At 49.1% G+C, this 16,843-nt stretch carries 19 protein-coding genes; 12 read left to right on the top strand and 7 right to left on the bottom strand.

Translation table 11 applies throughout. The features are described from left to right. Positions 1-73 precede the first annotated feature (73 nt). The 4 genes from BFC18_RS14165 to BFC18_RS14150 are packed head-to-tail and all read left to right on the top strand — an operon-like array spanning position 74 to position 2,501. A complete protein-coding gene (locus BFC18_RS14165) occupies positions 74-994 on the top strand; it encodes a bifunctional GNAT family N-acetyltransferase/hotdog fold thioesterase (protein ID WP_070126220.1) in 921 nt (306 codons plus the stop codon). Beyond that, on the top strand, positions 978-1,796 hold the full coding sequence (locus tag BFC18_RS14160; protein WP_070126219.1) for an AraC family transcriptional regulator: 819 nt from the start codon (positions 978-980) through the stop codon (positions 1,794-1,796). Before BFC18_RS14165 ends, BFC18_RS14160 begins: the two co-directional genes overlap by 17 nt. 41 nt (positions 1,797-1,837) lie before the next feature. Beyond that, positions 1,838-2,296 (top strand): carboxymuconolactone decarboxylase family protein, encoded by a 459-nt coding sequence (locus tag BFC18_RS14155; RefSeq protein WP_070126218.1) that lies wholly within the window; start codon positions 1,838-1,840, stop codon positions 2,294-2,296. A gap of 10 nt (positions 2,297-2,306) precedes the next feature. Further along, on the top strand, positions 2,307-2,501 hold the full coding sequence (locus BFC18_RS14150; RefSeq protein ID WP_070126217.1) for a YrhK family protein: 195 nt from the start codon (positions 2,307-2,309) through the stop codon (positions 2,499-2,501). 39 nt (positions 2,502-2,540) lie between these two features. Here BFC18_RS14150 and rpoH read toward each other — a convergent pair whose 3' ends face one another. Beyond that, on the bottom strand, positions 2,541-3,395 hold the full coding sequence (gene rpoH / locus BFC18_RS14145; protein ID WP_070126216.1) for an RNA polymerase sigma factor RpoH: 855 nt from the start codon (positions 3,393-3,395) through the stop codon (positions 2,541-2,543). Positions 3,396-3,918: 523 nt separating this feature from the next. On the opposite strand from rpoH, the gene BFC18_RS14140 reads away from it, so the two are divergent. Next, on the top strand, positions 3,919-5,157 hold the full coding sequence (locus tag BFC18_RS14140; protein ID WP_070126215.1) for an EAL and HDOD domain-containing protein: 1,239 nt from the start codon (positions 3,919-3,921) through the stop codon (positions 5,155-5,157). A 41-nt stretch (positions 5,158-5,198) separates the two neighbouring features. Here the strand turns inward: BFC18_RS14140 and ftsX are convergent, their stop codons facing one another. Genes ftsX through ftsY form a run of 3 tightly spaced genes read right to left on the bottom strand, consistent with a single transcriptional unit; the run spans position 5,199 to position 8,430 of the window. After that, positions 5,199-6,179: a permease-like cell division protein FtsX gene (ftsX, locus tag BFC18_RS14135; protein ID WP_070126214.1), complete on the bottom strand. Its 981-nt coding sequence runs from the start codon at positions 6,177-6,179 to the stop codon at positions 5,199-5,201. Further along, a complete protein-coding gene (gene ftsE / locus BFC18_RS14130; protein WP_070126213.1) occupies positions 6,179-6,865 on the bottom strand; it encodes a cell division ATP-binding protein FtsE in 687 nt (228 codons plus the stop codon). Before ftsE ends, ftsX begins: the two co-directional genes overlap by 1 nt. Before the next feature lie 44 nt (positions 6,866-6,909). Further along, positions 6,910-8,430, bottom strand: a complete 1,521-nt coding sequence (ftsY, locus tag BFC18_RS14125; RefSeq protein ID WP_070126212.1) for a signal recognition particle-docking protein FtsY — start codon at positions 8,428-8,430, stop codon at positions 6,910-6,912. Positions 8,431-8,515: 85 nt separating this feature from the next. Between ftsY and rsmD the strand changes: the two genes are divergently transcribed. Further along, complete coding sequence (gene rsmD, locus BFC18_RS14120) at positions 8,516-9,106, top strand: 16S rRNA (guanine(966)-N(2))-methyltransferase RsmD (RefSeq protein WP_070126211.1); 591 nt, start codon at positions 8,516-8,518, stop codon at positions 9,104-9,106. 378 nt (positions 9,107-9,484) lie between these two features. Here rsmD and BFC18_RS14115 read toward each other — a convergent pair whose 3' ends face one another. Together BFC18_RS14115 and BFC18_RS14110 are read right to left on the bottom strand one after the other, a co-directional pair. Continuing rightward, a complete protein-coding gene (locus BFC18_RS14115) occupies positions 9,485-10,063 on the bottom strand; it encodes a YjaG family protein (RefSeq protein WP_070126210.1) in 579 nt (192 codons plus the stop codon). Beyond that, positions 10,060-10,671: a YhgN family NAAT transporter gene (locus tag BFC18_RS14110; protein ID WP_070126209.1), complete on the bottom strand. Its 612-nt coding sequence runs from the start codon at positions 10,669-10,671 to the stop codon at positions 10,060-10,062. Before BFC18_RS14110 ends, BFC18_RS14115 begins: the two co-directional genes overlap by 4 nt. Before the next feature lie 176 nt (positions 10,672-10,847). Here BFC18_RS14110 and BFC18_RS14105 point away from each other — a divergent pair, with 176 nt between their 5' ends. Beyond that, the gene (locus BFC18_RS14105) at positions 10,848-11,030 is read left to right on the top strand and encodes a MerR family transcriptional regulator (protein ID WP_070126208.1); all 183 of its coding nucleotides are present in this window, start codon (positions 10,848-10,850) and stop codon (positions 11,028-11,030) included. Between the two features lie 76 nt (positions 11,031-11,106). Here the strand turns inward: BFC18_RS14105 and pepB are convergent, their stop codons facing one another. After that, positions 11,107-12,396, bottom strand: a complete 1,290-nt coding sequence (gene pepB, locus BFC18_RS14100) for an aminopeptidase PepB (RefSeq protein WP_070126207.1) — start codon at positions 12,394-12,396, stop codon at positions 11,107-11,109. Between the two features lie 120 nt (positions 12,397-12,516). On the opposite strand from pepB, the gene sfsA reads away from it, so the two are divergent. From sfsA to folK, 5 genes are all read left to right on the top strand, one after another. Then, complete coding sequence (gene sfsA, locus BFC18_RS14095) at positions 12,517-13,218, top strand: DNA/RNA nuclease SfsA (RefSeq protein ID WP_070126206.1); 702 nt, start codon at positions 12,517-12,519, stop codon at positions 13,216-13,218. Positions 13,219-13,441: 223 nt separating this feature from the next. Beyond that, on the top strand, positions 13,442-13,891 hold the full coding sequence (gene dksA / locus BFC18_RS14090; RefSeq protein ID WP_070126290.1) for an RNA polymerase-binding protein DksA: 450 nt from the start codon (positions 13,442-13,444) through the stop codon (positions 13,889-13,891). 70 nt (positions 13,892-13,961) lie between these two features. Then, positions 13,962-14,873 (top strand): tRNA glutamyl-Q(34) synthetase GluQRS, encoded by a 912-nt coding sequence (gene gluQRS / locus BFC18_RS14085; RefSeq protein ID WP_070126205.1) that lies wholly within the window; start codon positions 13,962-13,964, stop codon positions 14,871-14,873. A gap of 95 nt (positions 14,874-14,968) precedes the next feature. After that, the gene (pcnB, locus tag BFC18_RS14080; RefSeq protein WP_083273109.1) at positions 14,969-16,291 is read left to right on the top strand and encodes a polynucleotide adenylyltransferase PcnB; all 1,323 of its coding nucleotides are present in this window, start codon (positions 14,969-14,971) and stop codon (positions 16,289-16,291) included. Further along, positions 16,284-16,787, top strand: a complete 504-nt coding sequence (gene folK, locus BFC18_RS14075) for a 2-amino-4-hydroxy-6-hydroxymethyldihydropteridine diphosphokinase (protein WP_070126204.1) — start codon at positions 16,284-16,286, stop codon at positions 16,785-16,787. The genes pcnB and folK overlap by 8 nt, the downstream gene beginning before the upstream one ends. Positions 16,788-16,843: the final 56 nt, after the last annotated feature.

Here is a 16,843-nt window from a genome sequence, read left to right as displayed (position 1 = left end):
AAATGCACTTGTGAACAACCTGTGCCATAGGGTTAAATGGATACCGGTAGTAATCACATAAGGCTTTAATATTGTGTTTAGAGTAGCCACTCCGAAAACTGAAGAAGAACTAGAACAATATTTCACGTTTCGCTGGACATACCTGCGCAAGCCCTGGAATTTTGCCCCCGGCTCAGAACGGGATGAGTATGAACAGGTAGCCGAACACCGGGTTATTATGAATGGCAAAGGCGAAATCGTTGCTGCCGGCCGGGTGCATCTGAACACCGCTGAAGAAGCACAAATTCGTCATATCGCCGTGCACGGTGACTATTTACGTCGCGGCTTGGGTCAGATGATCCTGGGTGCACTGGAAGGCGTTGCCCGGGAATTAGGCGCCATTCGCGCGGTAACCAACAGCCGCGAAACCTCCATCGACTTTTTCAGCTCCTGCGGTTTTGTGATTGAGCGAGAAGCCCCCAATGAACTGGGCATGCTCAAGCGCCAGCAAATGGTGAAAAAACTCACAGACCCGGGCATCGTGATGCTGCATCCGAAATGGTGCAAAGAACTTCAGGATACCTGGACAGAAACCATTCCTATTACTGAGCACATGGGCATAAAGCTGCACCAGTACACCGGTCGTACGCTGGAAACCCGCGCTTCACTGAACAAGAATATTAATATTCACGGCACTATGTTCGCCGGCAGCATTTTTTCACTTGCCACCTTAACTGGCTGGGGAATGATTTTTCTGCAGTTAAAAGAGCGCCAGTTAATGGGCGAGATAGTATTAGGTGACGGCGATATACACTATCACAAACCCATCACCATGAAGCCACGGGCCATGTGTCACATTGAATCGCTCAGTGGCAAGTTCGCGCCATTGGAAAAGCGAAAGAAATGCCGTTTCACCTTGCAAGTTGATATTATGGACGACAATAACGCTGTGGCTGAATTCCGTGGCGTATTTTGGGTATTACCGCCGAAAAAAGAGAATGACGAAGAAGAGTAACGCAAAAACCGTTGTTCCCACGGGGGTTCCAGACGCATTCAAGCCGGCGCAGATAGCCTTTGTGCCGGTGCCCCTCAGTCTCTCACGCTGGCTGCATTCAATCTGGTTCAGTGACAATCCCCATTGTCTGCCAAGCCAGGATCGTTGTTATCCTGACGGCGGCGTGAGTTTGACATTTACCCTTTCAGATCACAGTCTCAACGCCAGTGTTCTTTTCAGTACGCGCACCGCGCCATTTGTCACATTACCCGGCGATGCGTTAATCAGTATTCGTTTTCTGCCTGGTGCTTTTACAGAATGCTTTGGTATTCCCGCTGAATCGCTCCCCAGAGACGCCATAAGCAGTTTTGCTTCACTGCACCCAAATGTGTCACTCCCCGTTAACGAAGTCTGTGCTGCGCCTGACTGTGAGCGCGTTCGTATTTTGCTGCAATGGCTAACACAGCGGTTGCATCAAAATTCGGCAGTAAGCGAAGACAGAGAGCGGCTTATCAGCAACTTAGCCACGCCGTTGCAACACAATACCGACATCGCACGACAGCTTGGCGTCTCTTCCCGCACACTACAGCGCACTTGTAAGCGTGTGCTTGGTCTGTCCCCTAAAGAATTGGTGCAATTCTCACGCATCTACACCGCCAGACAACAACTGATATACAGCTCAGGTTCACTGGCCGACGTCGCACTGACAAGCGGCTACTTTGATCAAGCGCATTTTACTAACCACTTCCATCAATTTGTCGGAGAAACCCCGGCAGCCTACCGACAACGAAAAGTGTCGCGTTTTTCCAATATAAAAAAGTAGCTCCCCTCTATTCTCAACGTTAAAACTTGACGGAGAATATTATGTCTACAAGAATCGACCAAAACGATGTTTATCGGTTGGCACCGCGTATCTTAAAGAACCTGACCGGATTAAGTGAACAATCCTCTGCGAGTCCTTTTGGGGCTTCGCTTATCGGATTAATCCGGCTGAGGGTTTCTCAAATTAATGGCTGTGCCTTCTGTATGCATATGCATGCAGCAGAATTGCGGGCGGAGGGTGAGTTGCAGGAACGATTAGATATCCTGGCAACATGGAGAGAAGTACCTGATGCATTTTCAGCTGCAGAGCAAAGTGCTCTGCATTGGGCTGAAACCCTGACAACGGTTACCGATGGCGTTACAGACGCTGACTTTGCGGTCGTGTCAGATGTTTTCGACAAGCAAGCGATTGTCGAACTCACAACCATTATTCTTGAAATCAACAGTTGGAACCGAATCTCCATCGGGTTTGGGTTCGTTCCTGAAATGACACACCAATAAGGGGCACGATATGCCATTCATCAAACCCAAGACTTGTTTGGTAATTAACATTTTAGCTGGATTTTCTTTTCTGATAGGCAGTACATGTTTTCTGCCTTCATTGGCAGACTACGCGATTATTGGCGTGTATTTGTTTATGTTGGGATCACTTTTGTGGATCGTTGCTTGTGTTTCTGATTATTTAAATCTCAAACAAGATGCATAAAAAAAGCGCCGTTAAGGCGCTTTTTTTAAATATTTGACACTATGCAGCCATTGCCGCTTGCAGTTTCTTCATCGCGTTCTTTTCAATTTGACGAACACGTTCTGCAGAAACCTGGTACTTATCAGCCAAATCCTGAAGCGTAATCTTATTGTCGGCTAACCAGCGTGTTTCAATGATGTCCTGGCTACGCTCATCCAATGTTTTAATGGCAGAATACAAGCGCTTAGAGGCGTTAGTATCCCAATCGTTATTGATAACGTCCATTTCCACGTCTGTGCTTTTGTCTTCTAAGAACTGCACAGGAGCAAAGTTGCCATTTTCGTCATCATCGGCGCTCAGATCAAAAGCTTGATCCTGACTGCTCATTCGCGCTTCCATTTGCAGTACTTCTTTGGTGCTTACACCCAACTCGTCTGCAACAGTTTGCACTTCTTCATGAGTAAACCAGCCTAAACGCTTTTTCGCTTTACGCAGGTTGAAGAAAAGTTTGCGCTGCGCCTTGGTGGTAGCAACCTTAACGATGCGCCAGTTCTTCAGCACGAACTCATGAATCTCAGCTTTGATCCAATGAACAGCAAAAGATACCAGTCTCACACCTACGCTAGGGTCGAAACGTTTTACTGCCTTCATCAGGCCAATGTTACCTTCCTGAATAAGATCAGCCTGAGGTAACCCGTAGCCCGAGTACGACTTGGCAATATGTACAACAAAGCGTAAATGCGACATTACCAACTGTCTCGCTGCCTCAAGATCGCCTTCATCACGCAGACGCGATGCCAGACTTCTTTCTTTTTCTGCAGTGAGCATGTCAATGCTGCTCACAGCTTGTACGTAGCCTTCGATGCTACCGCTGTGGGGCACCGATAATGCCATTGTTTGCATGTTATTGCTCATATTCACCTCAATTTGCTAAGCACTTCATGGTATCAAAAGTGGAAGTGCCTTTCGAGTCCTTGATTGTCGCACATCATTCCAATTCAGGAATATAGTGACAAACTACTAAATATCAAGACCTGATTTACCACAAAAAAGTTCCTTTGTGGCGATAAACCTGCATGAAGCAGCGTTCAATGGCAGTTAGTGTAAAATAAAATAGTAAAAACGGATCACGATTAAACGTAATTTTGCTGCGATACAACCTATCAGTGCATTGCGATAGCTTAATGCCTAAGCCGCTGCTGCGCGGCAAGTCGCGAACCATCTACTATAGTTATTACGAATTGGGCGTGTATTCAGTTTTTTATTTATATGGTGTTTATTGCAATTAAGCGGTGTGCATAAGTTAAAAGAATGACGAAACCATAGATAATCAGCGGCCTATAGGATAAAGTTGATACTTTGCTGTTGCAGCATTACAGGGTGATCATGTAGTGCAGAATCATTATATTTACCACTGATGGAAGGACACGCCAGTCGTATGTTCGCATTTATTGCACGCCAGCCGATACTAGATCGCGAAAAGGATGTTTTCGCCTACGAATTGTTGTTTCGCGACGGTAAGGGTGGCGCGTATCCAGAGTTAGAGCCAGAGAAAGCAAAGTACATCGCCCAACATTTTCACCCGTTGGGTCTTGATGACATCTCAGGCGAGAAGCAGTCTTTTATTCACTTTAATCCAGACACACTGATCTCCCGCTTTCCAACGTCTTTAAATCCTGAGTCAGTGATTGTTCAGCTTAATGAACCTAACGCACCGACGCCCGGCTTGCTTGAAGCCTGTACCCATATTAAAGATCTGGGATTTAAACTGGCCATCGACGATCCGTTAATGTTGAGTGGCAAACAGGATATTTTTTCACTGATAGACATCGTCAAAGTGGATGTTACCCGCACCAATTACGATTTAATTGAAAAGAATATTCCTCGCTATATCGATTCAAATATCAAACTGGTTGCAGAACAGGTTAATACTCACGAAGACTTTGATAGCTGCCGCTCACTGGGTTTCGATTTCTTTCAGGGCTATTTCTTCGCCATGCCTGAAGCCCGTATTCAGCGCCATCTTCCCGCGTCGAAGATGAACCTGGTTGATCTAATGGGTGAAAGTGCCCGCAGTGATTTTAACCTAAACCGAATTAATCAGATTATTGAACGGGATGCAGCACTGAGCTTCTTGCTACTGAAGTTTATAAATAATCCGGCCATTAATAAGCGCTATAAAATTACATCGCTAAAACATGCTTTGACCTATATGGGCGAAGTAGAAATTAAGAAGTTTATCGCGCTGTTATCATTGGCTAACCTCAGCGATGACAAACCACTGGAGCTAATTCACATGTCTCTGGTGCGAGCGAAGTTTTTCGATTTGCTTTCTCAACAACGGGGCGTACATTTGAATCCGCCAATTGGTTTCCTTATCGGACTGTTTTCATTGCTGGATGCGTTGTTAGATCAAGACATGCCAGATGTATTAAAACAGCTGCCACTGACCGATGAAGTGAATGATGCCCTGTTGGGCAAATCTGACGAATTTAACAGCTACATCAGCCTGTCACGGGCATTCGAAGGGGCGCTTTGGATGAACATCATTAAACAATCCAAGGCACTGGATTTCGATCAGAAACAGCTGCACATGATGTACAACCAAGCCATTCAGTGGGGTAACGGTGTACGCTCAACCATTTCGGCTTACTTCCCGAAACCAGTTATCCGTTAACCTAACATAGGCATATTGCTATGCCCCGGTAGCGAATCAAGCTACTGGGGTTCGATTCCCCTCACGTGGCGTTGCACCGACATCAACGACCCCAGTAAACCGAGCAAAATTGAAAGCCCGAGCATGGTAAGCAAGGCCGTACCTGACAGGCCCGTGATGTTGAATTCTTTCTGATACATGCTGGCAAATGCCTGTATGCTGCTGTCCATCCACCAAAGGATGATAATAACAGCAAGCCAGGCAATCAGCCCGCCTAGCAGCCCGTACCAGAACCCCGTATAGAGAAATGGACGATGAATAAAGGCGTCCGTAGCGCCCACCAGCTTCATCACCAAAATTTCCTCACGCTTACTGAGTATATTCAGGCGGATAGTGTTTCCGATGATTAACACCACCGACACGAACAACAGGATACCGATGAGAGATACCAGTTCCCGGGCAATGTCCAGCAGCGCATAGAGGCGCTCTAGCCATTCAATATCGAGTTTGCCAATGTCTACCTCACGCTGACTCTTTAGCTTTTCCAACAGCATGCGCGCCGCAGTGGGTGAAGCGTGTTTCTCGTTTGGCGAGATAAGTACTACATCGGGAAGTGGATTAGACTCAAGATAGGCAATGGCATCACCGAGCCCAGACAAATGCTGGAACTCTTTAAGGGCGTCATCAGCCGGAATAAAGGTAACGCTGTCGATTTCCGGCCAGGTATTAAGCCGGGCCACCAACTGCTGTGCACTGGCCGGTGGTGTGTCTTCTTTCAGAAATAAGGAGATCTCTGAGGCCTGATCCCAGCCAGCACTGATTTTTTCTGTGTTCTTCACCAGAATGTACAAGGTGCTTGGCAACGTAATACTCAAACCCAACACGGCCACAGTCATTATCGATGCAGCAGGCTGCCGCCAAAGCTCTCCCAGACTACCCAACGCCTGACGGGCATGCGAGATATAAAAGGCAGTGATCATTTGCACAATGCCTATACGGGTATCACTAGCGCCCTGGGTACGGCCTTTGAATAGAATACTCATTACCACCCCTCTCCTGCGGCATCATTCAGCCCATCCGTGATCATCTGTCCGTTCCGCAATGTCAGGGTGCGATACTTCATTCTGGCAATAAGCCCCAGGTCGTGGGTGGCGACAAATACAGAAACACCGGCCTGATTAAAATCTTCAAACAGACGGATTATTTCCATTGAGAGTTTTGGGTCTAGGTTACCGGTAGGTTCGTCAGCGAGTAATAACGGTGGCTTGTTGACGACTGCACGGGCGATACCCACACGCTGGGCCTCACCGCCGGAAAGCATCATAGGCAGACTACGGGCTTTGTCACGTAAGCCGACCATTTCCAATGCCGCCGCTACCCGCTTCGAGGTTTCTTTGCGGGTATAACCTTCAATGATCAGCGGCAGTGCCACGTTATCGAACACCGTTTTGGAATCGAGAAGGTGAGGACTTTGGAAAATCATGCCGATGTCGCGACGGATAAAAGCAATCTGCCGACGTTTTATTTGATTGAGGTCGTGACCATTAATCAGCACTTTTCCTACACTGGGACGTTCCATGATGCTGATCAACTTGAGCAAGGTACTTTTACCGGCTCCTGAGTGACCAGTTAAAAACGCCATCTCACCGGGCTCAATGTGAAAGCTAACTTTCGACAACGCGAGCTGCCCGCCGGGATAGGTTTTACTCACCTGGTCAAATTTGATCATCTACTCGTCCTACAACGATGAAAAAGGCTGATAAAACAGTTACGTTAATCGTTTTCGGTCTCGCTGAAAAGAGCATCAATGAATTCGTCGCCGTTAAAAGTGCGCAAATCGTCAATGCCTTCACCCACACCGATGTAACGGATAGGAATACCAAACTGATCGGCGATTGAGAAAATCACGCCACCTTTGGCAGTGCCATCTAGCTTGGTTAATGTTAAACCCGTCAGACCCACGGCTTCATTAAACAGTTTCGCTTGGCTCACCGCATTTTGGCCAGTACCGGCATCCAAAGTCAGCATCACTTCATGGGGGGCATTCGGGCTCAGCTTTTTCATTACCCGTACGACTTTCTTCAGCTCTTCCATCAGGTTGTTTTTGTTTTGCAAACGTCCCGCGGTATCAGCAATAAGGATGTCGGTTCCACGTGATTTCGCAGCTTCCAATGCATCATAAAGTACCGACGCGCTGTCAGAGCCCGTAGGCTGCGCGATTACAGGGATTTTGTTACGCTCACCCCACACTTGCAGCTGCTCTACCGCTGCGGCACGGAAGGTATCACCAGCGGCCAGCATGACCTTCTTGCCCTGCTGCTGGAACTGTTTAGCCAGCTTACCGATGGTAGTGGTTTTACCCACACCGTTCACGCCTACCATCAAAATGACGTATGGCCCGGTGCTAGCATCATGGTTCTTCATGTCTTCAACCAGCGGACGCTCAACGGATTTGAGCATATCGCGCATCTGACCTTTCAGAATATCGACCAGTGCCTCTGCGTCTTTCAACTGCGAGCGCTTGGCGCTATCGGTGAGCTTGTTGATGATTTTCTGTGTGGTGTCCATGCCCACATCGGCAACCAGTAACTGGGTTTCCAACTCTTCGTAGAGATCATCGTCGATGGCTTTGCCACGAAACAAACTAACAAAACCACTACCCAGATTCGCTTTAGTGCGAGACAAGCTAGCTTTCAGACGACTGAACAGGGATTTCTTTTCTTCTTTCGGTTCAGGCTTTGCTTCAATAACCGGCTCTGGTTCTGCTTCTACTTCCAGCTCCGGTTCAGATACTGGCTCCTGCTCCAGTTCAGATTCTGGCACCGGCACAGCGGCCACAACCGGCGTAATTTCTTCTGGCGTAATGTCTTCGTCAGTAACCACTTCCGACTGAACTTCGTCTTGTTTTACCTGTTGGGTAACCTTCTCAGACTCAACCCATCCAGGCCCCGATGCATCCTCAGGACCAGTTTTCCGTAATGACGGCTCTACAGGCTCATCAAAAGCAGGCACGTCGGGTTCAGGTTGCTCAGCAGCCGTACTCTTTGGCTGGGCCTGTAGGATGACCTGAGGTTCAACCGGCTCAACAACTTTCGCTTCAGCCACAGATTCATTCTGTACAGCTTCTTCAGGTTTCGTTTCTTCGGCAGGGGCCTCTGCTTCAACGTTACTTTGCGCGGGCACAGGCACTTCTGTTGCTGGCGTCTCAACCGCGATGCTTTCTTGCGGTTTTACTTCACTTTGTTCTTTTTCAGGTTGCTTGTTCTTTCTGAACCAGCCAAAAAGTTTCGACATTGTTTGGTCAAATCCTTAGTAAATCGGCAAAATTCGGCTACACTGGCCGGCTTTCAATAGCCGTTATCATACATTGTCAGCCCCTATGAAGCGAGTCTCCAGAAAGCCTCAGACACAAAAGACGAAATCAGGCAACGTCAGGATCATTTCAGGCCAGTATCGCGGCCGAAAACTGCCCGTGGCAGACGTAGACGGACTGCGACCCACCACCGACCGCAACAAAGAAACCCTGTTCAACTGGCTGATGCATGATCTGCCCGACGCCCACTGTCTGGATGCCTTTGCCGGCTCTGGCGGCCTGGGCTTTGAAGCCCTTTCCCGCTACGCAGGTTACTGCACATTTATTGAGAAAGACCGAAATGTGGCCACTCAGCTGAAAACCAACCTTTCGACGTTGTCTGCAAGTGGCGAAGTGATAAACGGCGATGCGGTACAGGTGTTAACTACGACAGATAAGCAGTTCGATATCATTTTTATCGATCCGCCCTTCAACAAAGGGCTGGTTGAACCTGTGCTGAAGACCATTCTGGACAGAAACCTGCTCAAACCTGACGGCGTGATTTATGTCGAACAGGAAATCAGCGCCCCTTCCCCGCTCATCAGCGAACGCCTGCAGATTGTCAAAGAAAAGAAACTCGCACAGGTGATGTACTGCCTGCTGTCGCTGGAAGACTAAAGGCGAGCGGTGAAGCGCGGCTTCCCTGATGATGCCAACCAAAGCACGTAGTCGACGGAAGTTGTTGTCGCTGAAAACCGCCTGCCGCAGGGATGCGGCAGTCGAGCACTGCTGCACGCAGTGAGCCCGCAGGCGGTGAAGGTGTGTAGTTCGGGAACTGTCAGTCGCAGGGATGCGACTGCGCTATCTATAACTGCTTAGCCAGGAATGGATTCACGGCGTGTTCCCTTGATAGCTAATTCCTCGGGGGCGAGCGGACAAGCCAGAGGCAGGCGTTGATGCAGAAAACCGTCTGCCGCAGGGATGCGGCAGTCGAGCACCCATGGATGGGTTCACTGCGTGTTTTCTGCATCAACGCCTGCCCAGCGATCCGCACGCTCACTCAGGATTGATTTCGAGGCCGATGTTAGAGATGCCTTCTTCGAGGGCGAGGGCTTTGAGTTTATCGCAGGTGGCCAGAGGGCTGCCGTCTTTTTCCAGCAGGTCGAGCATGGCGTTTTGCAGTTCCACTTCGAAAACCATCAGTGGATGGCCTTTAATTTCTTCTTCGTCAACGCCAGAGGCCAGCAAATAGGCTTCAACACTGCCCTGAGACAGTTTACTTACTACGACAGCACCTTGTAAATCTTGCTTCAGTACTAAACCAATTGCCGCCGCCAGACCAATGGTGGCGTCGATAGCTGGGTATACACCAAAAGTGTCGTAGTCTGCCGTATCCGGCGTGACCAGTTCCACTTTTTCCAACTGAAGAGAAAAGTTGATTTTACTTTTCGGGCTACGCACCGATTCCCACAACAACGACAGGCAACTCGCACACACGCCTTCGTCATCGTAGCCGGTCACTTCTTTAAACAATGCATAGTTCGGTAACATACGCTCTAGCAGCGCTGCGCTGAAGGCCACCGCTTGCCAGCCTTCCAGCTGTCTTACACGGGCAAAAGTTGACAGTTTTTTCATTGTTGCAACGCTCCTGACGCGTGAACCAGGTAGTGGCTAATGCCATCTAAAAACATTTGAATTGAGATCATAACCAGAATCATTCCCATCAGTCGCTCCATAGCCGTGAGACCTCTTTCACCTAACAACCGATGGAACACTTCTGAAAATAGCAGAATTATCGCACTGATGAGCCAAGCACCACCTAATGCCAACGTCCAGTCGAGCATACGATTTGGCCCTTGGTTTGCTAGCAGAATCAATGCTGCCAGCGTCGACGGCCCGGCAATCATCGGGATTGCCAATGGCACCAGAAAAGGTTCTTCGCCCACCGCTAATCCAAGTGCATTACCAGACTGCGGTGGAAAAATCATTTTAAGCGCAATCAAAAACAGAATGATACCACCAGCAATACTCACGGTTTCCTGCCGTACATTCAGAAAATCCAACACCGCTTGGCCGCTGAATAAAAAGATGAGCAGAATCACCAGAGCGAAAATTAGCTCGCGGATTAAAATCACTCTTCGGCGTTTCGGCTCAATACTTTTGAGTACCGACATAAACACCGGCAGATTACCTAGCGGATCCATGATCAGAAATAACATGATGGCCGCAGACCAGGTATCCATTAACGATTGACTCCTAAAGTGATACGAAATTGGACTTAACAGCATGCACTGCTATTTTTAAATTTCCGGCAAATGCAAATCAGATCCAGAAAGCTTCGGCAGGCAAGGCTGAATGAGCGCGGGATTGTCGCATTTACGCGTTGATTTTACTATCTAATCAATCAGGAATGAAAACTATGAGTATGATGTCTATAGAAGAAGTGGCAAATTATCTTGGCGTACAACCTATCCGGGTAGAGCGTCTGGAACGTGAGCACCTTTTAATTGCGAAAAGTAAATCTGAAGATGGCAAACCCCTTTTTGAAGAAGATGACGTTGCCCGTTATAAACAGCTGGCCGAGCGCCTTGGCGGTATATAGCCTCTCACACTGTCTGCAAAAAAATAAAAAAAGCCGGTAACGTTTCCATTACCGGCCTGGTCGTTCAAAGGTTTTATCAGCCCTGATAATCCTGCAACATTCTGGCAATACTGCGAATGCCAATTCCCGTTGCACCCGCAGGCATTTCTGCGGTTGCACTACCGTGATAAGCCGCGGCTAAGTCGAGGTGCACCCAGCCAGTCCCTTCTTCATTAACAAAACGAGACAAGAAGCCAGCGGCATTAGAAGCACCACCGGCACCACCACCTTTCTGGGCACGGCTGTTTGCGGTATCAGCAAACGCTGAAGGACACTTGTCTTGGTGGAATTTCTCAATTGGCAGCGGCCAGAATCCTTCGTTTTCAGCTTTACCCGCGTCAAGCATCGCTGCTCGGGCTTTTTCATCCATACTGAATACCGCATGATATTCGTTACCCAGTGCCACGGTAGCCGCACCCGTTAAGGTGGCGGCGTTAATGATAAGTGGAGCACCGGTTTCCGTTGCGCGGATCAAACCGTCAGCCAGTACCAAGCGGCCTTCGGCGTCGGTGTTCACGATTTCTACCGTCAGGCCGTTTTTGTAGGTCAGCACATCACCCAACTTGTAGGCATGGCCGCTGATCAGGTTTTCAGCACAACAAAGCAGTAGCTTAACGCGCTTGTTCAACCCTTGGCTGATTGCCAAACCCAGCGCGCCAGTGACGGTGGCTGCGCCACCCATATCACATTTCATGTCCAGCATACCTTCACTGGATTTAATACTGTAACCACCGCTGTCGAAAGTAATGCCTTTTCCTACCAACACGGCATCTACCGGCGCGTCTTCTTTGCCAGTAGGATTGTAGTCTAGCTCTAAGAACACAGGGGGCCGCTCACTGCCGCGACCTACATTATAAATACCAGTCCAGCCTGCTTCTTTCAGTGCTTCACCAACAATCGTCGACACGGTAACTTTGTCACCGCCCAGGGATTCAATCCACTGCGCCGCACGCAAAGCCAGCGTTTCAGGTGACAAATCTTCCGGAGTATCGTTTACCAGGCTCCGGGTAAACAGCAACGCAGCATAGCAACGCTCAAGCTCGTCTTTATCAGCTGTTTCTGCCCAGATAATTGAACCCGGCTTACGAGCACGGGTGTAGCTCATTGCGAAGGCCCACTGCTGATCTTTGCTCCATTCGCCACTCAGTTTCACTTCAGCAATACCCAAGCCATCGATGCGACGACCAGCCTGACGAATCACGCGCACAGTATCGCTAGCGCCACCTACATGCACTACGGCACCCTCTGCCGTCATGCTTAGTTTTGCATTTTCGCCCCAATGGGCAGGCGCTTTATCAGAAGAAAGCGATACGGAAAAAATCGACATAACAATTCCTTATTTGCTTGTTACACTGGGAACACTGGATTCATTCATTGCGAACGTAACAGGTTCGCGGGTATGAAATTCAGCATGCCTTTATTTAAATCAAAATAATTTGTGGTCTGTATGCAGTTTACTACGCCGTTACTACACGGAAAGCTTATTCGCCGGTACAAACGATTTTTAGCTGATGTCGAACTCGACAACGGCGAAATAGTGGTTGCCCATTGCCCTAACACTGGTGCCATGACAGGCTGCGCCGAACCAGGGTTCGACGTTTATCTGTCCCCTTCAAATAATCCGAAGCGAAAACTCGGCTACACCTGGGAACTGGCCAAAACCTTTAACGGCGATTTTATCGGCATAAACACCCACAATGCTAATAAACTGGTAGCGGAAGCACTGGATAACAAGGTCATCCCTGCTTTTTCTGCGATCTATGGGTGGAAAGCTGAGGTGACACCGCCAGGCGCAGACAGTCGTTTCGACTTTTGCGTTTATACCGATGCAGGCGATGCTTATATAGAAGTAAAGTCTGTCACACTTCTGTCCGATAATAAGGGCTACTTTCCGGACGCGAAAACCGACCGGGGAGCAAAACATTGTGAGACATTAGGAAACTTAGCGGCCAGCGGGGTGGCAACCACATTGGTGTTCTGTGTACAACACACCGGTATTACCAACGTGCGCCCAGCAGAACATATTGATCCTAAATATGCTGCCGCCGTAAACGATGCTCATGGAAAAGGCATGCGGATAATCGCGGTGGGCTGCGAGATCAACGAACAAAATATCAAAGTAAATCAAACACTCCCTGTTATTTTGTGAAAAAGTAGTTGCAATTTCACAGATGGACGCCATATTTGCGCATTGCTTTTTACCGTAGTGGTGTATAAACGCCACCGGCGCTTTGCATCGATAAGCATTGGATGCAGTGATTAACGGAAGGGTAACTTTGACACCAACGTTGCCTGAACATAGTGATTCTGCTATAGATACTGGGTTGTTCAGGACAATAACTATGGGTGTCGTAGTGTAGGAGATGTGGCACATGCCAACAGGAAAAGAAACGAAATCCCTGGGCCTTTTAGCCTTAGCCGGCCTTGCGCCTTACCAGCCAAAGCCTGACGAAGAGTACATGAACGATGCGCAAATGGAACATTTCCGTTTGTTGCTGAAAGCCTGGCGTGACCAATTGCGTGAAGAAGTTGATCGCACAGTAACGCACATGAAAGACGAAGCTGCTAACTTCCCTGATCCGGTAGACCGTGCCGCTCAAGAAGAAGAATTCAGCCTTGAACTACGTACACGTGACCGTGAACGTAAACTGATTAAGAAAATTGAGAAAACCATGCGTCGCATCGAAGACGATGATTTCGGTTTCTGTGATCAGTGCGGTATCGAAATTGGTATCCGTCGTTTGGAAGCACGTCCGACTGCTGACTTATGCATCGACTGCAAAACCATGGCTGAGATCAAAGAGAAACAGCTGCAAGGCTAATCTCTGCTTTGTTGTTTAAGAAGGTGCAGGTCTTGGATCTGCACTTTTAACCTTTTTTACGCTTAAAATCATGACCGGTTCCTCCCTTTACATCGGCAGATTTGCTCCCTCGCCTTCCGGCCCGCTCCATTTCGGCTCTCTTGTTGCCGCGCTAGCCAGTTTTCTCGATGCCCGTGCTAATCATGGTAAATGGTTGCTTCGCATGGAAGATATCGATGAACCCAGATGCATTACCGGCGCAGACCAGCTCATACTAAAAACCCTTGAAGCTCACGGTTTAACGTGGGACGGTGAGGTGATTTACCAGTCACAGCAACACGCGCGTTATCAAGCCGTGGTAGATAAACTTGTCGCCCAAGGTATGGCGTACTATTGCACCTGTACGCGCAAAAAGATTAAAGAAACCGGTGGTATTTATCAGGGGACGTGTCGCCACAGTCAGCATAGCAGTGAAGGGGCGGCGATACGGCTGAAACTAGATATGCCAGTAAATCAGTTTCACGACCGTATTCTCGGCGATATCACGGTAACAGATGAACACGCTCTGGAAGATACGGTACTTAAACGACGGGACGGCCTGTTTTCTTATAACCTGGTTGTAGTGCTGGATGATATTTTTCAAGGTGTCACCGATATTGTGCGCGGCAGCGACCTACTTACCACCACTGCAACGCATCTCAGCCTGTATGCCTTGCTAAATGAAGTTCCTCCCCGCTATGCTCATATTCCGGTAGCTTCTGTTGCCGAAGGTAGAAAGCTAAGCAAGCAGAACCATGCCACGGCATTAGACAATGCCCATGCAGTTGAGAACCTTCATCGGGCACTGGCCTTTCTCGGTTTGCCTGTACCGAATGACCTGCTAAACGAATCGGTAAACGGCGTGCTACAATGGGCAATTGAGCACTGGAATTGTGATAAACTTCCTCGGCAGCGGGAAATTATTGTCGCTGCAACAGAATCCACTTATCATACGACTTTTTAATTTCAGCCCCATTTTTTGGAGACAGCATCATCATTACGCGCGTGTTAAAAACGGTAAAACGGGTTCTTAACAAGGACTCGGCCTCAGAAGCGGCAATACAGGCCTTTACCCTTCCCCGTGCAGAACACGGGATTTCACGGGAAGATATCAGTGATAACGCGCTGAAAGTGATGTATCGCCTCAATAAATCTGGCTTTGAATCTTACCTGGTAGGCGGCTGTGTCCGCGACCTCATGCTGGGCCAGAAGCCAAAAGATTTTGATGTGGTAACGAATGCCACGCCAGAGCAAATTAAAGGGCTGTTCAAAAACTGCCGTCTGATTGGCCGTCGCTTCCGCTTAGCACATATCGTGTTTGGGCGTGAAATCATTGAAGTTGCCACCTTCCGTGGTCATCACAGCGATGATGAGGACGGCAACAAACTCGGCCAGCAGGATGCAGAAGGCCAGTTAGTTCGTGACAATGTTTTCGGTTCCATCGAAGAAGATGCCGAGCGCCGCGACTTTACCTTTAATGCCATGTACTACAGCGTGGCTGATTTCAGCGTGACGGATTTTGCTAATGGCCGTAAAGCCATAGCAAACCGCGAAGTAGAACTGATTGGCGACCCGGAAACCCGTTACCGGGAAGATCCGGTACGCATGATCCGCGCGATACGCTTTGCCGCCAAGCTCGACATGACGCTCACGCCGCGTACGGCTAAACCTATTCCTGAACTGGCCCATCTGCTGGCAAATATTCCGCCGGCCCGCCTGTTCGAAGAAACCCTGAAACTGTTCCTGGCTGGTGCCGGGGTAAAAACATTCAAAATGCTGCAGCAGTACGGGTTACTGGCTCCGCTGTTCCCACAACTGGAAACTATTGTGAAGAACCCGGAAAGCCGCGAATTCCAGTTTATTCTGAAAGTGCTGGAAAACACCGACGAGCGCATTAACAGCAACCAGCGTGTGACGCCGGCATTTTTGTACGCCGCCCTGCTATGGTATCCGCTGGAAGAGCATGCACAGAAGCTGCAGGCTGAAAGCGGCCTGAATCAGCACGACGCCTTTAATATTGCGTCCGGCGAGGTCATTCATCGTCAGACCCAGCGCATTATGATCCCGAAACGTTTCTCCACGGTGATCCGCGATATCTGGATTTTACAGCAGCGCCTGCCCCGCCGATTTGGCCGCCGGGCATTCCAACTGTTGTCCCATCCTAAATTCCGCGCCGGTTACGATTTCCTGCATGTCCGAGGGGAAATTGAAGGCGGCGACACCATGGAACTGGCTGACTGGTGGACTGAATTCCAGCATGCCGATCCAGGTAAGCAGAAGAAACTGCTGAATACCCTTCGCCAGACCGAAGGCGGCAACACGCCTCGTCCACGCAAGCGTCGCCGTCGCGCGCCGCAAAAGCGGGAAGCCGGAGATGCATAAAGAACACGTTTACATTGGCCTAGGCAGTAACCTGGGGGATTCCGGCGCCCTGCTGGAAGCCGCCTGTAGTGAAATGGCCATGCTGGATCAGACTCGTTTACTTGCGCGCTCTTCAGTCTACGGGTCATCCCCTATGGGTCCGCAGGACCAGCCAGACTACCTGAATGCAGTATGTCTGCTGGAAACCTCGCTGGAGCCGCTCACGTTACTGCACCAGTTACAACGGATCGAAAAAGAACATGGCCGTGAGCGAAAAGCTGAGCGCTGGGGTCCACGGACACTGGATCTGGATATACTGCTCTACGGCAACGTAGAAATGAATACCGAGGAACTCACCCTTCCCCATTACGGCATAGCCGAGCGGGAGTTCGTGATGGTTCCGTTATTTGAAATTGCCCCATCAATGATTATGCCTGACGGCAATCCTATCGCCTTATGGGTATCCCGCTGCAATCTTGATGGACTTCGACGCCTGACGCCTTCTACGCAGGCATAAATCCGAATGGTTCGCACATCGCCAATTGCCTGTGTCGGTTGTGCCAACTGAGGTTT

Origin of the sequence: Alteromonas confluentis (genome assembly GCF_001757105.1) — a bacterium.
GTDB classification, from domain to species: domain Bacteria; phylum Pseudomonadota; class Gammaproteobacteria; order Enterobacterales; family Alteromonadaceae; genus Alteromonas; species Alteromonas confluentis.
The sequence above is the reverse complement of the archived record's forward strand: the minus strand, read 5'-3'. Positions and strand labels throughout refer to the sequence as shown.